The organism is Streptomyces melanosporofaciens, assembly GCF_900105695.1.
In the GTDB taxonomy this organism is placed as follows: domain Bacteria; phylum Actinomycetota; class Actinomycetes; order Streptomycetales; family Streptomycetaceae; genus Streptomyces; species Streptomyces antimycoticus.
Genome location: NZ_FNST01000002.1, coordinates 6195657 through 6212142, shown reverse-complemented (window position 1 = coordinate 6212142; position 16486 = coordinate 6195657). Strand labels below are relative to the sequence as shown.

Below are 16486 nucleotides of genomic sequence, written 5' to 3'. Positions count from 1 at the left end.
CGGCGGTGCCCGGTCAGGCGCGGGCGCGGCGCTCCACCGCGACCGCACAGCCCGCGAGGGCTCCCGCCGCCGGGGCGATCAGCGGCAGCATCTGCCAGGCGGCGACGGCGAGCACCGCGAGCCCGCCGATGAGCAGCAGCGATCCGCCGGGGTCGGCGGCCAGGCCCTGGCGTAGGGCGGTACGGGCGGCGGTCGGCCAGGCGGTACCGGGCCGCCGTACGGTCGCCGTCCGCAGCCCGAGGACGAGCACCGCGAGCAGACCGGCCACGCTGACGGCGATCAGCGCGGGCCCGCCGGGCAGGGCTCCGGTGCGGGCCACCCGCAGATCGAAGGCGAGCAGCGCGAGCGCCGCCCACCACAGCAGGGAGAACCGCCAGCCGCTGCGGGTGGCCTCCCGCAGCCCGGCCAGGAAGTCCCGCCAGGTGGACCGCTCACCGTCCAGATGACGGCGAAGGTGCGCACAGCCGGCGGCGAAGGCGGGCAGCAGGGTGATCACCGGGAGGGCGGCGAGCACCATCCAGACGCCGGTCAGCAGGCATTCGGCGAACAGCGCGAAGCGCAGTGTGCCGCGGGCGGGCCGCCGCGCGGTGCGTCGTACGGCGGCTTGGCCCATAGCGCTTCCCATGGCCGCCTCAGCCCTTCAGTCCGGAGGTCGCCGCGCCCTCGACCAGATAGCGCTGGAAGGCCAGGAAGAACAGCAGCACCGGCAGCAGGGCGACGAGCGACATGGCGACCATGCCTCCGTAGTCGGCGACGGAGTCCTGGTCGATGAAGAGCTTCAGGCCCAGCGAGACCGTGTACTTGTCCGGTTCGTTGAGATAGAGCAGGGGCCCGATGAAGTCGTTCCAGGACCAGATGAAGGTGAAGATCGCGCTGGTGATGAGGGCCGGGCGGCACAGCGGCAGCACGATGTTCCAGTAGATGCGCAGATGGCCACAGCCGTCCAGCCGGGCCGCCTCGTCCAGCTCCCGGGGCAGCCCGCGCATGAACTGCACCATCAGGAAGACGAAGAAGGCGTCCGCCGCCAGGTATTTGCCGAGCAGCAGCGGCACATACGTGTTGATCAGGTCCAGCTTCTGGAACAGGATGTACTGCGGAATGATCAGCACCTGGAACGGCAGCAGCAGGGTGGAGATCATGAGCGTGAAGAGCGCGTCGCGCCCCGCGAAGCGGATCCTGGCGAAGGCGTAGGCCGCCAGCGAGCAGGAGAACAGTACGCCGATCACCGAACCGCCCGCCAGCAGCAGCGAGTTGGTGAAGAAGGTCGAGATCGGCACGTCCGCGATGCCATCGCTGAGCCGTCGGTAGTTGTCGGTGATCGGATCGGTCGGGAGCAGTTGGAGGCTGCCGATGATCTGGTCACCGGGCTTGAACGAGCCGCCGATCACCCACACCACGGGGTAGAGGATCACCGCCAGTACGGCGAGCGCCCCCACATGCCAGATCACGGAGCGCGCCCTGCGCTGCCGCCCGACCGCCACAGAAGCACTCACGGCGCCTCCCGCTCAGTCCCGGCGCGCTCCCAGGCGCGGGCTTCCTTCGTCACTGCTCGCTCCTCCGTCACTGCGCGGCTCCTCAGCCCAGCCCGCGCAGCGCGCCGGGACACGCTCATCTGGCATCCTCCTCGTAGTGCACCCAGCCGCGCTGGGTCTTGAACAGCACCGCGGTCACCAGGCCGATGCCGAGCATCAGCATCCAGGCCATCGCGGCGGCGTAACCCATGCGCAGATTGCGGAAGCCCTGCTCGTAGAGGTACCAGCCGTAGACCAGCAGGGAGTCGCCCGGTCCGCCGGTGTTGGTGCCCGACCCCGCGATCACCACCGCCGAGGTGAAGACCTGGAACGAGTGGATGAGCTCCAGCAGGAGGTTGAAGAAGAGCACCGGTGAGATCATCGGCAGGGTGATGGACCGGAACCGCCGCCAGCGGCCGGCGCCGTCCATCTCGGCGGCCTCGTACAGTTCGCCCGGCACCTGCTTCAGCCCGGCCAGGAAGATCACCATCGGCGCGCCGAACTGCCAGACGGTCAGGGTGATGAGGGTGGGCAGCGCCCAGTCCGGGTCGCCGATCCAGCCACCGACGTCCCATCCGAACAGACTCATCGACTTGTCGACGATCGCGTCGTCGTTGAAGATCGCCCGCCAGACGATGCCGACGCTCACGCTGGCGCCGATGAGCGAGGGGGCGTAGAACGCCGAGCGGTAGAAGCCCTGGCCCTTGCGGGGCTTGACCAGCAGCAGCGCCACGGCGAGCGCCGCCGCCAGCTTCAGCGGGGTGCCGATCAGTACGTACTTCAGCGTCACCTCGACCGAGGTCCACCAGCGGTCGTCCTGGAAGAGGTCCTGGAAGTTCCTGAACCCGATCCACCGCGGCGAGTCGAAAAGGTTGTAGTCGGTGAACGCCAGATAGAGCGAGACGAGCATCGGGCCGAGGGTGAGCAGCAGGATTCCGATGCACCAGGGCGTCAGGAAGAGATAGCCCGCGAGGTTCTCGCGGCGGCCCTGGCGCCGCTCCGCCGCGGGAGCGGGGCGGGTGCCGGGGGCGGCCGCGGCCCGGGACTTCCCGATGGGAGGCCGCGCTCCGTCCGTCGCACGCGTCGTGGTCGGTGTCACGGAAGCTCTCCTCACGAACCGAGCGCGGACTCGGCCTCGTTGAAGAACTGGTCGACGGCCTTGCCCATCGAGGTCTGCCCCAGCGCCACCTGGGTGTAGATCCTCAGGAAGGCGGCCTCGGCGACATCGGCACCGGCCGGATGCGGGGTGATCGGCTCCAGCTTGGCGCTCACGCTCTTCTCATACGCGGCGATCTTGGCGTCGACGCCCTGGGGCTTATAGGCGTCGTACTGGGAGTTGGTGGCCGGGATGCCGCGGTTGTAGCCCATGATCTTGCCCACCTCGGGGTCATGGGTCATGAAGTCGATGAACTGGGCGACTTCCTTGGGGTGCTGGGTGCGGGCGGAGCCGCTGAGCATCAGCGAGGAGAGGTACTGGCCGGTCCGCTTGCCGTCGGTGGTCGGGATCGGCCCGAGGTCGAGGTCGGTCCTGGTCTCGGCGGCGAAGCGGACCAGGAAGTTGTCCCAGGTGAACTCGGAGGCCGACAGGTCGGCGCTGATCGACGCCTTGGGCTTGGCCTGCTCGGACTTCTTGCCGGGCACCAGCTCGTCGGCCTTGGCGTGCTGCTGCCACCGGCCCCACCACTTCGTGAGGTCGTCCTCGGTGAAGCCGAGCTCACTGTCCTTGGTGAAGAACGCCTTGCCGTTCTGCCGCAGATACAGGTCGTAGAGATACATCACATTGGCGTTGTCGCTGGCGCCGTAGAGCGTGTCGTCGCTCTTGCGCACCTTCTCGGCGGCCGCGAAGAAGTCGTCCCAGGTCCATCCGGCCTCGACGGTCACTCCGGCTTTCCGATACGCGTCCGGGTTGTAGAAGAGGGCGAAGGTATTGGCGCCGACCGGCACTCCCAGGAGCTTGCCGTCGATATCCCCGGCCTTCTCCAGCCCGTTACGAAAACCCTTCAGGCTGAGATTTCCGGCCTTGGCCTGACCATTCAGATCCAGCAGCAGGTTCTTGTCGCCGTATTTGCGCAGGAAGGCGTAGGAGTTCTGGAAGACGTCCGGGGCGTTTCCGCCCGCGGCCTGGGTGTTGAACTTGCTCCAGAAGTCGGTGTATTCCGAGAAGTCCGTCTTGACCTTGATATTCGGATGTTCCTTCTCGAACAGCTTCACCGTCTTCTGAATCAGCTCGGCGCGGTCCTTGGCGCCCCACCAGGAGTAGCGGATGGTCACCTTGCCGTCCCCCGAGCCACTCCCCCCACCACAGCCGGTGGCCAGCAGCCCCAGCGCGGCCACCACGGCCGCGACCGCACGGACCCCTCTCGCCCTCGCCGTCCATAGCCGAGCACCCATGACACGCCCCTCCCCGGGCAGGCCGTCCGACTGCCCCCGTTGGTTGAAACGTTTTAGGCAAGCGCTTGCCGGGACAAGTTAAGGACCAGCGACGCATACGTCAACGGTTCGGACAGGATCGATCAGGATTGAGGCGAAGCGCTTCGACAACACCGCCGGGGACGGCATCGACGGACTCCCGTCAACACCGCCGGGGACGGCATCGACGGACTCCCGTCGCCGGACACCTTCGGACAGCCGCCGGACACCTTCGGACATGCGGCAACGCCGAGGGCCCGGAAGGCGGATGCCTTCCGGGCCCTCGGTCCAGGGTGGGCGATACTGGGTTCGAACCAGTGACCTCTTCGGTGTGAACGAAGCGCTCTCCCACTGAGCTAATCGCCCTGGCGCACGGCCAACATTAGCGTATGCCGGACCGTGCTCATGACCAGTCCTACGACCCCGGACCGGTCACTGCTCGATCTTCCACGGCATCACGATGCCGAACTTCCACACGTAGACCGTCACCGCCGCGGCGCAGATCACCACCGCGATCGTGGTCAGTATGAGATTGCGCCGGCGCACCCTCGGATCCAGGGCGCGGTGCGCCGCCTCCGTGACCTTGCGCTTGGTCCAGGCCAGCACCAGCTGGGCCCAGACGAACTCGGTCGCCCAGATCGCCATTCCGGCGAAGATCACCAGCCACCCCGGACCGGGCAGGGGCAGCAGGAGAATGCCCAGACCCACGACCCCGAGGCCGACGACGAAGACGCCGACCTGCCAGCTCAGGTGGAGCGGGCGCGACCGCTTGATGAACCGCGGCGCCCGGGAACCCCATACCGGCTCCCGCTTCGGCGCATCGCCCCCCGTCGCGGCCTGGGGCGCCGTTTCGGCAGCCCCCCGCCGCCCGTCACTCTCCGCATTCATGTGACCCAACCTACCTGATCATTTGAAGTCACCGGAACGGCGGTAGTACTCATGTCGGAGCTGGGCCGCAAGAGCTACCGGAAGCGCCGCAAAACGGTCAGAGGGGTTTACAACGGCACCGTAGGTGGCATGTCGATTTCGCCGACGTGCGAATCCCCGAGCGCACACTGAGCGAAAGGCCCTGGCGCTTATGAACACCACGGTCAGCTGCGAGCTGCACCTGCGCCTCGTTGTGTCGAGCGAATCCTCACTGCCTGTACCCGCGGGCCTGCGGTATGACACGGCCGACCCTTACGCCGTGCACGCCACCTTCCACACCGGAGCCGAAGAGACGGTCGAATGGGTGTTTGCCCGCGATCTTCTCGCCGAGGGCCTGCACCGGCCCACCGGCACCGGCGACGTCCGTGTGTGGCCGTCCCGCAGCCACGGCCAGGGAGTCGTCTGCATCGCCCTGAGCTCCCCGGAGGGGGAGGCACTGCTCGAAGCCCCGGCGCGGGCCCTGGAGTCGTTCCTGAAGCGAACCGACGCGGCGGTGCCGCCCGGTACCGAACACCGCCATTTCGACCTCGACACAGAGCTCTCCCACATCCTGGCGGAGAGCTGAGACCCGGCGAGAGCTGAGCGCTCGGCCGTCCGACTCGGGGAGACGGCGCAAGCCTGGGCGCGATCTACACGACATGCGCAACCTTTCAGTACCGACCATCCCGACCACGGCAACCGACAACGGCAGAGGCAGGCGGCGGTGCCGTCGCCGCGGCACCCCCCGCGGCGACGGCACCGTCGCGTGTCGGCGCGGCCCCGTCGCATGCCCGCCCGGGGCCGTCCGGTGACCGCCCGGCGCCCGGCAGGGCTAGAGTCGGGCAGATCGAGGGCAGCCCAGGGGCAGCCGCCGACCCAGCCGGCCAGGGAGCCAATCGTGCTGATCAACCACGACACCCGGTGCGCGCTCGACGCGGTCGTCGATCTGGTGAACACCGCGCCCGAGGGCGCGGACCAGGATGACCTCGCCGATGTCGCCGCCCTGCGCCGGTTCGTCGAGCGCAATGACATCAGCGACATCGGCACGCTCGGGGAGCGCGACCTCACCGCGGTCCGGGCCGTACGGGACCGGTTCGCCGAGGTCTTCTCGGCGGCCGGGAACGAGGCCGCCACCCGCCGCTCCGCCGAGCTGCTCAACGCGATGATCGCCGCGGCCGGCACCACACCCCGGCTCACCGACCATGACGGCTTCGACTGGCATGTGCACTACTTCGCGCCCGGGGCCTCGCTGGCCGACCACCTCGCCGCCGACTGCGGCATGGCGCTGGCGTTCCTCGTGGTGGCGGGCGAGCGGGAGCGGCTGCGCCGCTGTGAGGCCCCGGACTGCCGCCACGCCTTCGTGGACCTGTCCCGCAACCGCTCCCGGCGCTACTGCGACAGCCGCACCTGCGGCAACCGGCTGCATGTCGCCGCGTACCGCGCCCGGCGCCGCGAGGCCGCGAGCTGACCGCCCGCGCCGGGCGGTCGGCGGCCGGGCGGAGGGGGAACGGGCGGGGCGCCGGCTCACCACCGGTGGAGGTCGTGAACGGCGGTCACGAAGAGCAGGGTGCCGATGAACGCCAGGAACAGCATCAGCGGCGGCTGCGAGAGGGCGAAGAGACAGCCACGGGTCTCGTCGCTCGGCGGAACAGGGGGTCCTTCGATGGGGGATTGCTCCCCGGGCGGTGATTGCAACATCTCGCGGAGATCATGACCCAGCCCTCACCCCGCCTGCGACCGGTGATCGTTTTTTGATCGGTCGCTTGTCAGATCCCGTGCTTTTTGAGTATGGCCTCGATGTCGGAGAAGTCATCTGTGCCAGAGCTCGTTCCGCCCTTGGCCTTCGGCCGCTCCGCGGCCTTCGCCCCGGCGGCTCCTCGGCCGGGCCCCAGCGCGGGCTCCGAGGCCCCCGCGGACACCCCGGCCCGTTCGGCCGCGGCCGCCGCCTTGCGCTCCTTACGGGTGCCGCCGGAGCGGCGCTCGACCGCGCGGCTGATCATGAACAGCACCCAGGAGAGGCCGAGCACGCCGAAGCCCAGCCAGACGGTCGGCTTGAAGACCAGGTCGGCGACCCAGTCGAGGATGCCGGTCATCGCCAGGCCCAGCGGGACCAGGGCGTAGGCGGCGATCCGGGTCGCGGCCAGGAACCGCTTGCGGTAGGCGGTCACCCCGGCGATGCCCAGACCGGCCGCGGACAGCGCGGCACAGATGGTGTCGGTCAGCATCGTTCCTCCCGCGACTGGCGTTCCGGTATGTCCATCGTGCACCCCGTAGGACGGCCGGGGCCATGGCCCCGGCCCGGGATCAGGGACATCTCCGGGTACGGAGCGGGGACCAGGGGCTGGAAGACTGGCCCCATGAGCCACACCGACCCCTCCCCTCGCCCCGTGCTCGACGTCTGGTGCGAGCTGCAGTGCCCCGACTGCCGTACCGCCCTGGGGGATCTGCGCGCACTGCGCGACCGCTTCCAGGACGCCCTGGACATCCGGCTGCGCCACTTCCCGCTGGAGCGCCACCGGCACGCCCACGCGGCGGCCCAGGCCGCCGAGGAGGCCATCGCACAGGGGCGCGGCTGGCCGTATGTCGAGGCCGTCCTGGAGCGCACCGAGGAGCTCGGCACCCGCGGTGAGCCGCTGCTGGTGGAGGTGGCCCGGGAACTGGGGCTGGACGCCGAGGAGATGGACACCGCGCTGGTCGACGGCCGGCACATCCTGATCGTGGACGCGGACCAGGCCGAGGGCAAGGCGATGGGGGTCACCGGCACCCCCACGTATGTGATCGGCGGCGAACGGCTGGACGGCGGCAAGAGCCAGGAGGGACTGCGGGAGCGCATCGAGGAGATCGCCGCCCGCCTCGTCGCCGAGCGGCCGTAAGGCCCCGGCAGGGCTACGGAAGGCCCTTGGAGCAGACCCTCGGGCCGGCCCTCGGAGCGGCGGCCCCTCGGAGCCGGCCCTCGGAGCCGGCCCTCAGAGCAGCGGCTTGTAGAGCTGGTACTCGGTCGGCTCGTAGCCCAGCGACTCGTACAGCCGCAGCGCCGGGGTGTTGCCGCCGAAGACATGCAGGCCCAGGCTGCGCGCCCCGTGCGCCAGGCTCGCGCGCTCGGCGGCCAGCATCAGGGTGCGGCCGTGTCCGCGGCCACGGTGCTCCTCGGTGACCTCGACGGCGAAGACGTACGCCTCCCCGCTCTCGGCGGCGTCGGGCTCCCCCTCGCGCAGCGCGACCCAGAGGGTGCCCACGTCCGCACCGCCGTGGGCGAGGACGCGCAGCAGGGCCCCCGGGGTGTCCGGGCCCTGCGGCAGCAGCGTCGCGTAGTCGGTGTCCGCCTTGGTCTCGGCCTGCTGCCGGGTGACTCCGCGCTCCAGCAGGTCGGCGATGTATCCGGCCCGCTCGCGGGCGCGCCACACCGGGTACTCGGCCTCCGCCATGGGGCGTATCGCGCTGTCCCCGGGCAGTGCGGGCGGCTCCGTGAGCCGCTTGACCATATTGCGGCCGCGCTCGCGGTAGCCGAGCGCGGCCGCGAGCCCGAGGGCGGTCGTGGCCGATGCGGGGACGCTCACCACCAGCTGGGTGCAGCCCCAGCCGCGCAGCACCTCCTCGGCGGCGAGCGCGGCGACCGTGCCGCGGCCCCGGTGCCGCTCGCCCTCGTCGATGTGGAGCCGCTCGATGCGCCCGGCCGCCGGGCCCAGGCGGGCGTCGGTGGTGAGCTGGAGGGAGCCGACGGGGCGGCTGTTGACGCACACCTCGTACGAGCGGGCACGCCCGCCGCCTTCGGTGGGCTGTTCGGGCGCGATGGGCCGCAGAGTGGTGGTCACGAGGGTGTTCTACCGGTCCGCCGGGCCGACGTCACCCGTTTTCGGCGCGGATCCGCCGCGACCGGCAGGTCAGGGGTCGATGTCCGCCGCGGCCCGCTCGGTGAAGATCCGCAGGGCGTCGGCGGTGACCGGCCCGGGGGCGCCGGGCAGGGTGCGGGTGTCCACCCGGTGCACGCCCTGTACGTCGCGGGTCGTGGAGGTCAGGAAGACCTCCTCGGCCCGGCTCAGCGCCTCCAGCGGCAGATCGGTCTCCTTGGCGCCCACCCACTCCAGCACCAGGGCGCGGGTGATCCCGGCGAGGCAGCCGGAGGAGAGCGGCGGGGTGTGCAGCTCGCCGTCGAGGACCACGAAGACATTGGTGCCGGTGCCCTCGCAGAGCGCGCCGACCGTATTGCCGAAGAGGGCCTCGGAGGCGTCCTGCTCACGGGCACGGGCCAGCGCGACCACGTTCTCGCCGTACGAGGTGGTCTTCAGACCGGCGAGCGCCCCGCGCTCGTTGCGCGCCCAGGGGACGGTGATCACGGCGGTGGCGTCGGGCCGTCGGGACGCCTCGGCCAGCGCTACCACCAGGGTGGGCCCGGCCGTGCCCCGGTCGGAGCCGAGCGGCGAGAGTCCGCCGGTGTAGGTGATCCTCAGCCGCCCGAACGGCACCGGGTGGGCCTTGAGCACCTCCATGCAGCCCCGCCGCACCTCGTCCAGGTCCGGCTCGGGAAGTCCCAGGCCCTCGGCAGAGCGGGCCAGCCGCCGCAGATGGCGGGTGAGGGCGAAGGGCTGTCCCTCGGTGGCCTTGACGGTCTCGAAGACACCGTCGCCGACCGTGAGCCCATGGTCGAAGACGGACACCCTGGCGCTGTCCGCGTCGCAGAGGGATCCATCGAGCCAGATGGCCGGTTTCATCGTGTCGCCCTTCCCGTCGGCTGCTGTACGCCCGACGCTACCGCGAGCAGCCGGGCGGCCTTGAGTTCCGTTTCGTCCCATTCGCGCTCCGGATCGGAGCCCCAGGTGATGCCCGCCCCGGTGCCGAACCGCAGCACGGCCCCGGCCGGGCCGCGGTCGATCCAGAAGGTGCGTATCCCGACCGCCAGCTCACCGGTGCCGCGGTCGGCGTCGACCCAGCCGATGCCGCCGCAATACGGGCCGCGGGGCGCGGTCTCCAGCTCCTCGATGACGCGCAGCGCGCTGGACTTGGGCGCGCCGGTGACCGATCCGGGCGGGAAGGTGGCCGCGAGCAGTTCCGGCCAGCCGGTGCCGGGGGCGAGTTCGCCCCGCACCGTGGAGACGAGGTGGACCAGTCCCGGATGCGGTTCGACCGCGCAGAGGGCGGGGACGGTCACCGAGCCGGTGGCGCAGACCCGGCCCAGGTCGTTGCGGACCAGGTCCACGATCATCACGTTCTCGGCGTGGTCCTTCTCCAGCAGGTCTTCGGGGCCGCGGCCGGTGCCCTTGATGGGGCCGGACTCCACGGTGCGCCCGGTGCGCCGCAGAAACAGTTCGGGCGAGGCCGTGGCGACCTCCACCCCACGGCCGGGCAGCCTTACGGTGCCCGCGTACGGGGCGGGGTTGCCCAGGGCCAGCAGCGCGGTCAGCGCGTCCACATCGGCCATGGCCGGATCGGGCAGCGGCGCGGTCAGCACCCGGCAGAGATTGGCCTGGTAGACCTCGCCGGCCGCGATGCGCCGCCGGATGCCGCGCACCCCGGCGGTGTAGGCGGCCCGGTCCAGGGACGAGGTCCACTCCCCGGCCGCGGGGCCGTACCAGCCGCCGGGCGCGGGGGGCGGCACGGGCTCGGTCCGTACGTCCCCGAAGCGTGCACAGACCAGACGGCCCTCGAAGTCCGCGACTACGGCCCAGAAACCCTGGGTGTCCAGGGCCGACGGGTCGCTGGTCACATCGCGTAGATCGGTGGCGAGCAGGCCGCCGAAGCGGGCGAGCGGGGGCAGATCGTGCACGGTTGCGAGTCTATGGTGCCCAGGTCAGGGCGGCCTCGGGAGGGCGTGTGGCAGCCGAGCAGGGCAGCACGCTGCGGAAACGGAATTTGAGCTGGCCGGGGAATCCGCTAGAGTTCAACACGTCGCCGGGACGCGGAAGCGCCCCGGACATACGACACCTGCGGACGTGGCTCAGTTGGTAGAGCATCACCTTGCCAAGGTGAGGGTCGCGAGTTCGAATCTCGTCGTCCGCTCGGAGTGGGGGTTTCGACCTCCACGGTTGGTGGAGTGGCCGAGAGGCGAGGCAACGGCCTGCAAAGCCGTCTACACGGGTTCAAATCCCGTCTCCACCTCGGACGATTAGCTCAGCGGGAGAGCGCTTCCCTGACACGGAAGAGGTCACTGGTTCAATCCCAGTATCGTCCACTCGGATCCTCGCGGATCCACCTGCGCGATTAGCTCAGCGGGAGAGCGCTTCCCTGACACGGAAGAGGTCACTGGTTCAATCCCAGTATCGCGCACGCAGTCCCGCGGACGATTAGCTCAGCGGGAGAGCGCTTCCCTGACACGGAAGAGGTCACTGGTTCAATCCCAGTATCGTCCACACTGAACGGCGGAGGGCCGGAGCGAAGAGCTCCGGCCCTCTGACGTTTCTCGGCTCTCAGTCCTCAGTTCTCATGACGAGAAGAGCATGTGCCCGAAGCCCCGCTTGTGGTGGCCGTGGTGACCACCGTGGTGCCCGTGCTGCGGCGCGCCCCACGCGGGCGCGGGCGCGGCCGGGTACCCCTGCGGGCCGGGCGCGGCGGGCGGCATCTGCTGGGTCCACTGCGTCTCAAGGCGGGTCAGCGCCTCCAGCTCCCCGTAGTCCAGGAAGATCCCCCGGCAGCCGCTGCACTGCTCTATCTGCACGCCATTGCGGTTATACGTGTGCATCGGCGCATGGCACTTGGGACACTGCATGGTCCGCTCAACTCCTCATGCTTCGGACAACAACGCGCCGGACATCCCTCCGACCGCGTGGACTTCACCCTACGGCCTCCATGTACCGGGCGATGCGGACAGCCGCCTCCACCATCGCCTCCTCGGCCTCGTCCAACGCCCGTCCGGCGGCCGCCGCTTTGGCGAGCGCGAGCGCGGCGGTCTGCACGGTGAGGGCGCGGGCGGGCACGTCCAGCCGCGGCCAGGGGTCGCCCTGCCCCGCGGCGGAACCGCCCGCCGCCCGGTACGCCCCCAGAAACCGGTCCCAGTCCTCGGGGGCGAGCAGCCCGGCGGCGTACCAGGCGGCGGGCCGCGCGAGGTCCCAGGCCGGGTCGCCGAGGCCGAGGTCGTCGATGTCGATGAGCACCCAGTCGGCGGCGCGGTGGCGGATGAGCTGACCGAGGTGGAGATCGCCGTGGCAGAGCCTGGTGACCTCCTGCCGGTCCGTGCGCTCGCGGCGATCCGTGCGGTCCCTGTGGTCCCGGCTGTCCGCGCGGTCCAGGTCCACGCGGTCGGTACGGTCCGTGCGGTCCACGCCCCGCGCCCAGTCCGGCAGACCGGCCCAGGCGTGCAACACGGCCCGGATGGCCGCGCTGTCGGGGAGCGCCGCCGCCCGCAGCCGGGCGATGGCTCGGGCCGCCTTGACCGGGCCGCGCATCGCGGGGAGGGGGCCGGGCAGTTCGGCGACCGGCACGGCGTGCAGCCGGGCCAGCAGCTTCCCCGCCTCGACCCACGGGGCGGCGTCCGGCGCATCGGGCGCCACGGGTTCGCCGTACGGCCAGAGGGTGACCCGCCGGCCGTCGGGCAGCGCGGCCATGCCGTCGTCGACCGGCGGCAGCAGTATCCCCGCGCACCGGGGGTGGGCCGCGACCCCGAGCCGGACGGCCAGCTCGGCCGGATCCGTGCCGGGCGGGTGCGCCTTGGCGACGACATGGCCGCACCGCACGACGGTGGCGTCGGGCCGGTCGGCCAGGACGATCACCTCGGCGGTGGCGTCACACCGGCCCCGGCGAAGGGCGGCGACGAGCTGCGCCGCGGTTTGGCTCACGGCTCCCCCATGTCATCGGCTGCCCCGGGATCGTAGCCCCTGCCGGACGGGGTGCCGGTGCTCCGCCCCTCCTGATGTCGGGCGCTCACCCGAGTGCGGGCCGTGGGCGGATGCGGCGTCACGCTCCATGGTTACAGAGTTTGGATTCTGTAACCTCAACCCGATACGGTTCGGCGCCATGGACGCATCGCATACGGGAACGAGCAACTCAGAGGACCTGCCGAGCAATTGGGGGCGGTGGGGTGAGGACGACCAGCTCGGCACGCTCAACCTCATCACCGCGGAGGCCCGGGCCAGGGGCGCCGCGGAGGCCCGAACGGGGCGGACGGTGTCCCTCGCGGTTCCGGTCCGGCCGGCGCCGCTCATCAGCGGCCCCTTCGCGCCGTCCACCCAAGACGCCTCACCGGTTCAGCAGATGATGGTGTACGTCGGCTCCCCCGCGCCGGCGATGGCGGACGTGATGCTGGTGACCAATCACCATCCGCGCTCGACGCACCTCGACGCGCTGGGGCACGCGATCCGCGACGGGCGGGTCTATCCGGGGCGGCCCGTGGACGAGGCCGTGACACCGGCCGGCGCCCGGCACGGCTCCACGACGGCGTTCGCCGCCGGGCTCGCCACCCGGGGGATCCTGCTCGACCTGGCGGCCGACGGCCCGTTGCCCAGTGGCCACGCGGTCACCGCGCGGGACCTCGAGGCGGCCGAGGAACGTCAGCGCGTACGGCTGGAGTCCGGGGACGCCCTGGTGGTGCGCTGCGGATGGCCCATGACGCCCGACCCCGAGCGGCCGATGCCGGGGATGAGCCTGGACGCGGTGCGCTGGATGCACCGGCGCGGCGTGTCGCTCTACGCGGGCGACATCGGCGACGCGCACCCGGACCTGGACCCCGCCTGCCCCTTGCCGCTGCACCGGGTCGCTCTGCCGATGATGGGCCTGCCGCTGATCGACGCCGCCGAGGTGGACGAGCTCGCCGCCGTCTGCGCGGAGCTGGGCCGCTATGCTTTTCTGCTCACGGTGGCGCCGCCACGTATCCACGGGCTGACCGGGGTGCCCGTCAACCCGCTCGCGGTCTTCTGACGGGCCACTAGGAGGAACTGGCAGTGAGGGAGCAGTCGGTACCCGCCGCCGGGGCCGGGAGCCGCGCGGTGCGGTGCGTACGGAACGGCGAGCGCTGATGCGTTCGGGCCCGGCGCTCGACGCCGAGACCATCCTGACCGCCACCGAGGACGTACTGCGCCGCCATGGACCGGCGAAGGCCACGGTGCTCGACGTGGCGCGGGCCCTGGGGGTCAGCCACGCCAGCGTCTACCGGCACTTCCCGTCCAAGGCGGCGCTGCGCGAAGCCGTCACGCGGCGCTGGCTCGGCCGGGCGCGCGAGGACATCGCGGCGGTCGCGGCCGACACCCGACAGGCCGCGGCCGAGCGACTGCGCACCTGGCTCACCACGCTGTTCGCCGCCAAGCGGAAGCTGTTGTCCGAGGACCCGGAGCTCTTCGCCACCTACCGAGTCCTGGCGGCCGAGCACAGTGACGCGGCCGCCGACCATGTGACCGACCTGATCGGGCAACTGCGCGTCATCATCGCCGACGGCGTCACCGCCGGTGACTTCACCTGTGCCGACCCCACCGCGACGGCCCGGACCGTCTTCGACGCCACGATGGCCTACCACCACCCCGCGCACGCCCCCGAGTGGCAGGCCCCGGGCACCGAGGCCGCCTTGGAGGCCGTCTGCGCCCTGCTCATCAACGGCCTGCGCTTCCGCTGATCCGTCCGGATCGGGACGGGCTGCGCCGTGGCCGCAGGACGCGTCAGCCCGCCTCGTCCGCATTGCTGAGCTTTTCGACGAGGGTCTCGTCCGGGCCGACGGAGCGCCCGTCGCTGGAGCGGATCTCCAGCGGGCGCAGCGGGTGCCCGTTGCGACGGTCGAGGAGTCGCGAATGCTCCTCCCCCGGGCCGAAGCAGTGCGCCTCGCCCCACTGACGCAGCGCCACGACGACAGGGAAGAGCGCGCGGCCCTTTTCCGTGAGCACGTATTCCTGGTAGCGGCTGCCGTCGGAGGCGGGCACGGTGGTCATCACTCCGGTCTGCTCCAGCATGCGCAACCGGCTGGTGAGGATGTTCTTGGCGATGCCCAGGCTTCGCCGGAACTGGCCGAAGCGGCGACTGCCGTCGAACGCGTCGCGCACGATCAGCAGGGACCACCAGTCGCCGATGGCGTCGATCGACCGGGCAACGGGACACGGTTCGGCGTCGAATCGCGTGCGGGCGACCATCGCACTCCTCCTCGCAACACATCTGGTTGCAACATGCTACCTCCTGACTTAAGGTCCGGTCAGGTAGCAAGTTGCAACCATCAATGAGGGGGAGACGCTCCATGCCGAGCGACTGCTCGACGGCCGACGGCCGGACGGCCGTGAACACCGCACTCACTCCACCCGGGCCGCCATCCGCACGCCTGATCCTGCTCTTCGCCGTTGCCTGCGGCAGCGCGGTGGCCAATGTCTACTTCGCCCAGCCCCTGCTGGTCACGCTCGGCGAGCAGTTCGCGCTCGGCCCCGGCCTGCTCGGCGCCATCGTCGCGATCACCCAACTCGGGTATGCCGCGGGTCTGTTCCTGCTCGTCCCGCTCGGCGACCTCGTCGACAGGCGCAGACTGATCACACTCCAGCTCGGCCTGCTCGCCGCCGCGCTGCTGCTGGCGGGTCTGGCGCCCGGGACCGCCACGCTGCTCACCGCCCTCGCGGCGGTCGGTGCGCTCGCCGTCGTCGCCCAGACCATGGTCGCCGCAGCGGCCCACCTCACCGCTCCCGCCTTTCGGGGCGGGTCGTCGGAGCGGTCACCAGCGGGGTGATCACCGGCATTCTGCTGGCCCGCACGGTGGCGGGCGTCGTGGCCGACCTGGCGGGATGGCGCGCCGTCTACCTCTTCTCGGCCGTGGTGACCGCGACGCTCGCCGTGCTCCTGCGCCTGGCCCTGCCGACCGACCGGCCGCCGACCGTCACCATGTCGTACCGGCGCCTGCTGGCATCGACCGTCGCCCTGTTCGCCCGCCACCCCCTGCTCCGGGTCCGCGGCATGCTGGCGCTGCTGGTCTTCGCGGCCTTCAGCACGCTGTGGAGCAGCGTCGTCCAGCCGCTCAGCGGTCCCCCTTGGTCGCTGACGCACACCGCGATCGGCGCGTTCGGGCTCGCCGGAGCGGCCGGAGCCGCGGCCGCGGGAGCCGCCGGCCGATGGAACGACCGCGGCCTCGCCCAGCGGACCACGGGTACCGCACTGGTCCTGCTCACCGTGTCATGGCTCCCCCTGGCCTTCACCCGGCAGTCGCTCTGGGCCCTGGCCGTCGGAGCGATCCTCCTGGACTTCGCCGTCCAGGCCGTGCACGTCACCAACCAGTCCCTCGTCTACGCCGCCCAACCGGACGCGGGAAGCAGAATCATCGGCGGCTACATGGTCTTCTACTCGGCCGGCAGCGCCCTCGGCGCCATCGGCTCCTCCGCGGCGTACGCGGCGGCCGGGTGGACAGCGGTGTCCGCCCTGGGAGCGGCATTCAGCGGCGCAGCCCTGCTGCTGTGGGCGACGACCCGGCGCCTGGGCCGAGTGGCGTGACGTCCTGAGCCCCACTGCGGCCAGGCGCCACGCGCGATGCCCAAGGCGACCAACGGACTTGTCGGGGCGATCATGTGACCGGGGTGTGCCCCGTGTCGTTGGCGTGGCCAGGGGGCGGGGTGTCCTACCTCGTCCGCGCCCACCAGCACGCAGCGGCGCCCGCACCGGTCTGCCGCCGGCACTTGTGTCAAAGGTGGCCGGAGGACCGGGCAACGGCGTCCGCGACCCACCTCCCCGGCTCCCGGCGGTCGGCACGGCCAGGCACGGCCGCGCCGACCGCAGGCGCC

At 71.3% G+C, this 16486-nt stretch carries 18 protein-coding genes, 6 tRNA genes and 1 pseudogene; 11 read left to right on the top strand and 14 right to left on the bottom strand.

From position 1 onward, the window contains the following. Positions 1-13 precede the first annotated feature (13 nt). The 6 genes from BLV72_RS29810 to BLV72_RS29785 form a co-directional block, all read right to left on the bottom strand. Positions 14-625, bottom strand: a complete 612-nt coding sequence (locus tag BLV72_RS29810) for a YesL family protein (RefSeq protein WP_244321082.1) — start codon at positions 623-625, stop codon at positions 14-16. A 7-nt stretch (positions 626-632) separates the two neighbouring features. Further along, positions 633-1493, bottom strand: a complete 861-nt coding sequence (locus BLV72_RS29805) for a carbohydrate ABC transporter permease (protein WP_093466110.1) — start codon at positions 1491-1493, stop codon at positions 633-635. A 115-nt stretch (positions 1494-1608) separates the two neighbouring features. Continuing rightward, complete coding sequence (locus tag BLV72_RS29800; RefSeq protein WP_093466109.1) at positions 1609-2610, bottom strand: carbohydrate ABC transporter permease; 1002 nt, start codon at positions 2608-2610, stop codon at positions 1609-1611. Between the two features lie 11 nt (positions 2611-2621). After that, a complete protein-coding gene (locus BLV72_RS29795; protein ID WP_093466107.1) occupies positions 2622-3902 on the bottom strand; it encodes an ABC transporter substrate-binding protein in 1281 nt (426 codons plus the stop codon). Between the two features lie 312 nt (positions 3903-4214). Then, positions 4215-4286: transfer RNA gene (locus BLV72_RS29790), tRNA-Val, on the bottom strand. Between the two features lie 66 nt (positions 4287-4352). Further along, a complete protein-coding gene (locus tag BLV72_RS29785; protein ID WP_093466106.1) occupies positions 4353-4808 on the bottom strand; it encodes a TIGR02611 family protein in 456 nt (151 codons plus the stop codon). Positions 4809-4998: 190 nt separating this feature from the next. Here BLV72_RS29785 and BLV72_RS29780 point away from each other — a divergent pair, with 190 nt between their 5' ends. Together BLV72_RS29780 and BLV72_RS29775 are read left to right on the top strand one after the other, a co-directional pair. Continuing rightward, positions 4999-5412: an SsgA family sporulation/cell division regulator gene (locus tag BLV72_RS29780; protein WP_003959770.1), complete on the top strand. Its 414-nt coding sequence runs from the start codon at positions 4999-5001 to the stop codon at positions 5410-5412. A gap of 312 nt (positions 5413-5724) precedes the next feature. Beyond that, positions 5725-6294 carry a CGNR zinc finger domain-containing protein gene (locus tag BLV72_RS29775; protein WP_059147953.1) on the top strand — a complete coding sequence of 190 codons (570 nt, stop codon included), beginning with the start codon at positions 5725-5727 and terminating at the stop codon, positions 6292-6294. 56 nt (positions 6295-6350) lie between these two features. On the opposite strand, the gene BLV72_RS48080 is transcribed toward BLV72_RS29775, so the two are convergent. Next, a complete protein-coding gene (locus BLV72_RS48080; protein WP_165455915.1) occupies positions 6351-6524 on the bottom strand; it encodes a hypothetical protein in 174 nt (57 codons plus the stop codon). Between the two features lie 68 nt (positions 6525-6592). Further along, complete coding sequence (locus BLV72_RS29770; RefSeq protein ID WP_093466104.1) at positions 6593-7051, bottom strand: hypothetical protein; 459 nt, start codon at positions 7049-7051, stop codon at positions 6593-6595. Between the two features lie 132 nt (positions 7052-7183). Between BLV72_RS29770 and BLV72_RS29765 the strand changes: the two genes are divergently transcribed. Then, positions 7184-7699, top strand: coding sequence for a DsbA family protein (locus tag BLV72_RS29765; protein ID WP_167746416.1), 516 nt, complete (start codon positions 7184-7186; stop codon positions 7697-7699). 93 nt (positions 7700-7792) lie between these two features. Here the strand turns inward: BLV72_RS29765 and BLV72_RS29760 are convergent, their stop codons facing one another. The 3 genes from BLV72_RS29760 to BLV72_RS29750 form a co-directional block, all read right to left on the bottom strand. Continuing rightward, a complete protein-coding gene (locus tag BLV72_RS29760) occupies positions 7793-8638 on the bottom strand; it encodes a GNAT family N-acetyltransferase (protein WP_093466103.1) in 846 nt (281 codons plus the stop codon). A gap of 69 nt (positions 8639-8707) precedes the next feature. Beyond that, on the bottom strand, positions 8708-9535 hold the full coding sequence (locus BLV72_RS29755) for an aminotransferase class IV (protein ID WP_093466101.1): 828 nt from the start codon (positions 9533-9535) through the stop codon (positions 8708-8710). Then, complete coding sequence (locus tag BLV72_RS29750; RefSeq protein ID WP_093466100.1) at positions 9532-10587, bottom strand: chorismate-binding protein; 1056 nt, start codon at positions 10585-10587, stop codon at positions 9532-9534. Before BLV72_RS29750 ends, BLV72_RS29755 begins: the two co-directional genes overlap by 4 nt. 160 nt (positions 10588-10747) lie before the next feature. Here BLV72_RS29750 and BLV72_RS29745 point away from each other — a divergent pair. From BLV72_RS29745 to BLV72_RS29725, 5 genes are all read left to right on the top strand, one after another. Then, positions 10748-10820 (top strand) — tRNA-Gly (locus tag BLV72_RS29745). 28 nt (positions 10821-10848) lie between these two features. After that, a tRNA-Cys gene (locus BLV72_RS29740) sits at positions 10849-10919 on the top strand. Between the two features lies 1 nt (position 10920). Then, positions 10921-10992 (top strand) — tRNA-Val (locus BLV72_RS29735). A 23-nt stretch (positions 10993-11015) separates the two neighbouring features. Then, a tRNA-Val gene (locus BLV72_RS29730) sits at positions 11016-11087 on the top strand. 11 nt (positions 11088-11098) lie between these two features. After that, positions 11099-11170: transfer RNA gene (locus tag BLV72_RS29725), tRNA-Val, on the top strand. A gap of 71 nt (positions 11171-11241) precedes the next feature. Here BLV72_RS29725 and BLV72_RS29720 read toward each other — a convergent pair. Together BLV72_RS29720 and BLV72_RS29715 are read right to left on the bottom strand one after the other, a co-directional pair. Further along, positions 11242-11526 (bottom strand): TFIIB-type zinc ribbon-containing protein, encoded by a 285-nt coding sequence (locus tag BLV72_RS29720; RefSeq protein ID WP_014056196.1) that lies wholly within the window; start codon positions 11524-11526, stop codon positions 11242-11244. Positions 11527-11590: 64 nt separating this feature from the next. Beyond that, complete coding sequence (locus BLV72_RS29715) at positions 11591-12592, bottom strand: phosphotransferase (protein WP_093466098.1); 1002 nt, start codon at positions 12590-12592, stop codon at positions 11591-11593. 178 nt (positions 12593-12770) lie between these two features. On the opposite strand from BLV72_RS29715, the gene BLV72_RS29710 reads away from it, so the two are divergent. After that, on the top strand, positions 12771-13670 hold the full coding sequence (locus BLV72_RS29710) for a cyclase family protein (protein ID WP_167746415.1): 900 nt from the start codon (positions 12771-12773) through the stop codon (positions 13668-13670). Positions 13671-13767: 97 nt separating this feature from the next. Next, positions 13768-14358, top strand: coding sequence for a TetR/AcrR family transcriptional regulator (locus BLV72_RS29705; protein WP_093466095.1), 591 nt, complete (start codon positions 13768-13770; stop codon positions 14356-14358). A 43-nt stretch (positions 14359-14401) separates the two neighbouring features. Here the strand turns inward: BLV72_RS29705 and BLV72_RS29700 are convergent, their stop codons facing one another. After that, positions 14402-14866 (bottom strand): winged helix-turn-helix transcriptional regulator, encoded by a 465-nt coding sequence (locus BLV72_RS29700; protein ID WP_093466094.1) that lies wholly within the window; start codon positions 14864-14866, stop codon positions 14402-14404. A gap of 101 nt (positions 14867-14967) precedes the next feature. Here BLV72_RS29700 and BLV72_RS29695 point away from each other — a divergent pair. Then, positions 14968-16199 (top strand): annotated as a pseudogene (locus BLV72_RS29695) (MFS transporter). Positions 16200-16486 lie beyond the last annotated feature (287 nt).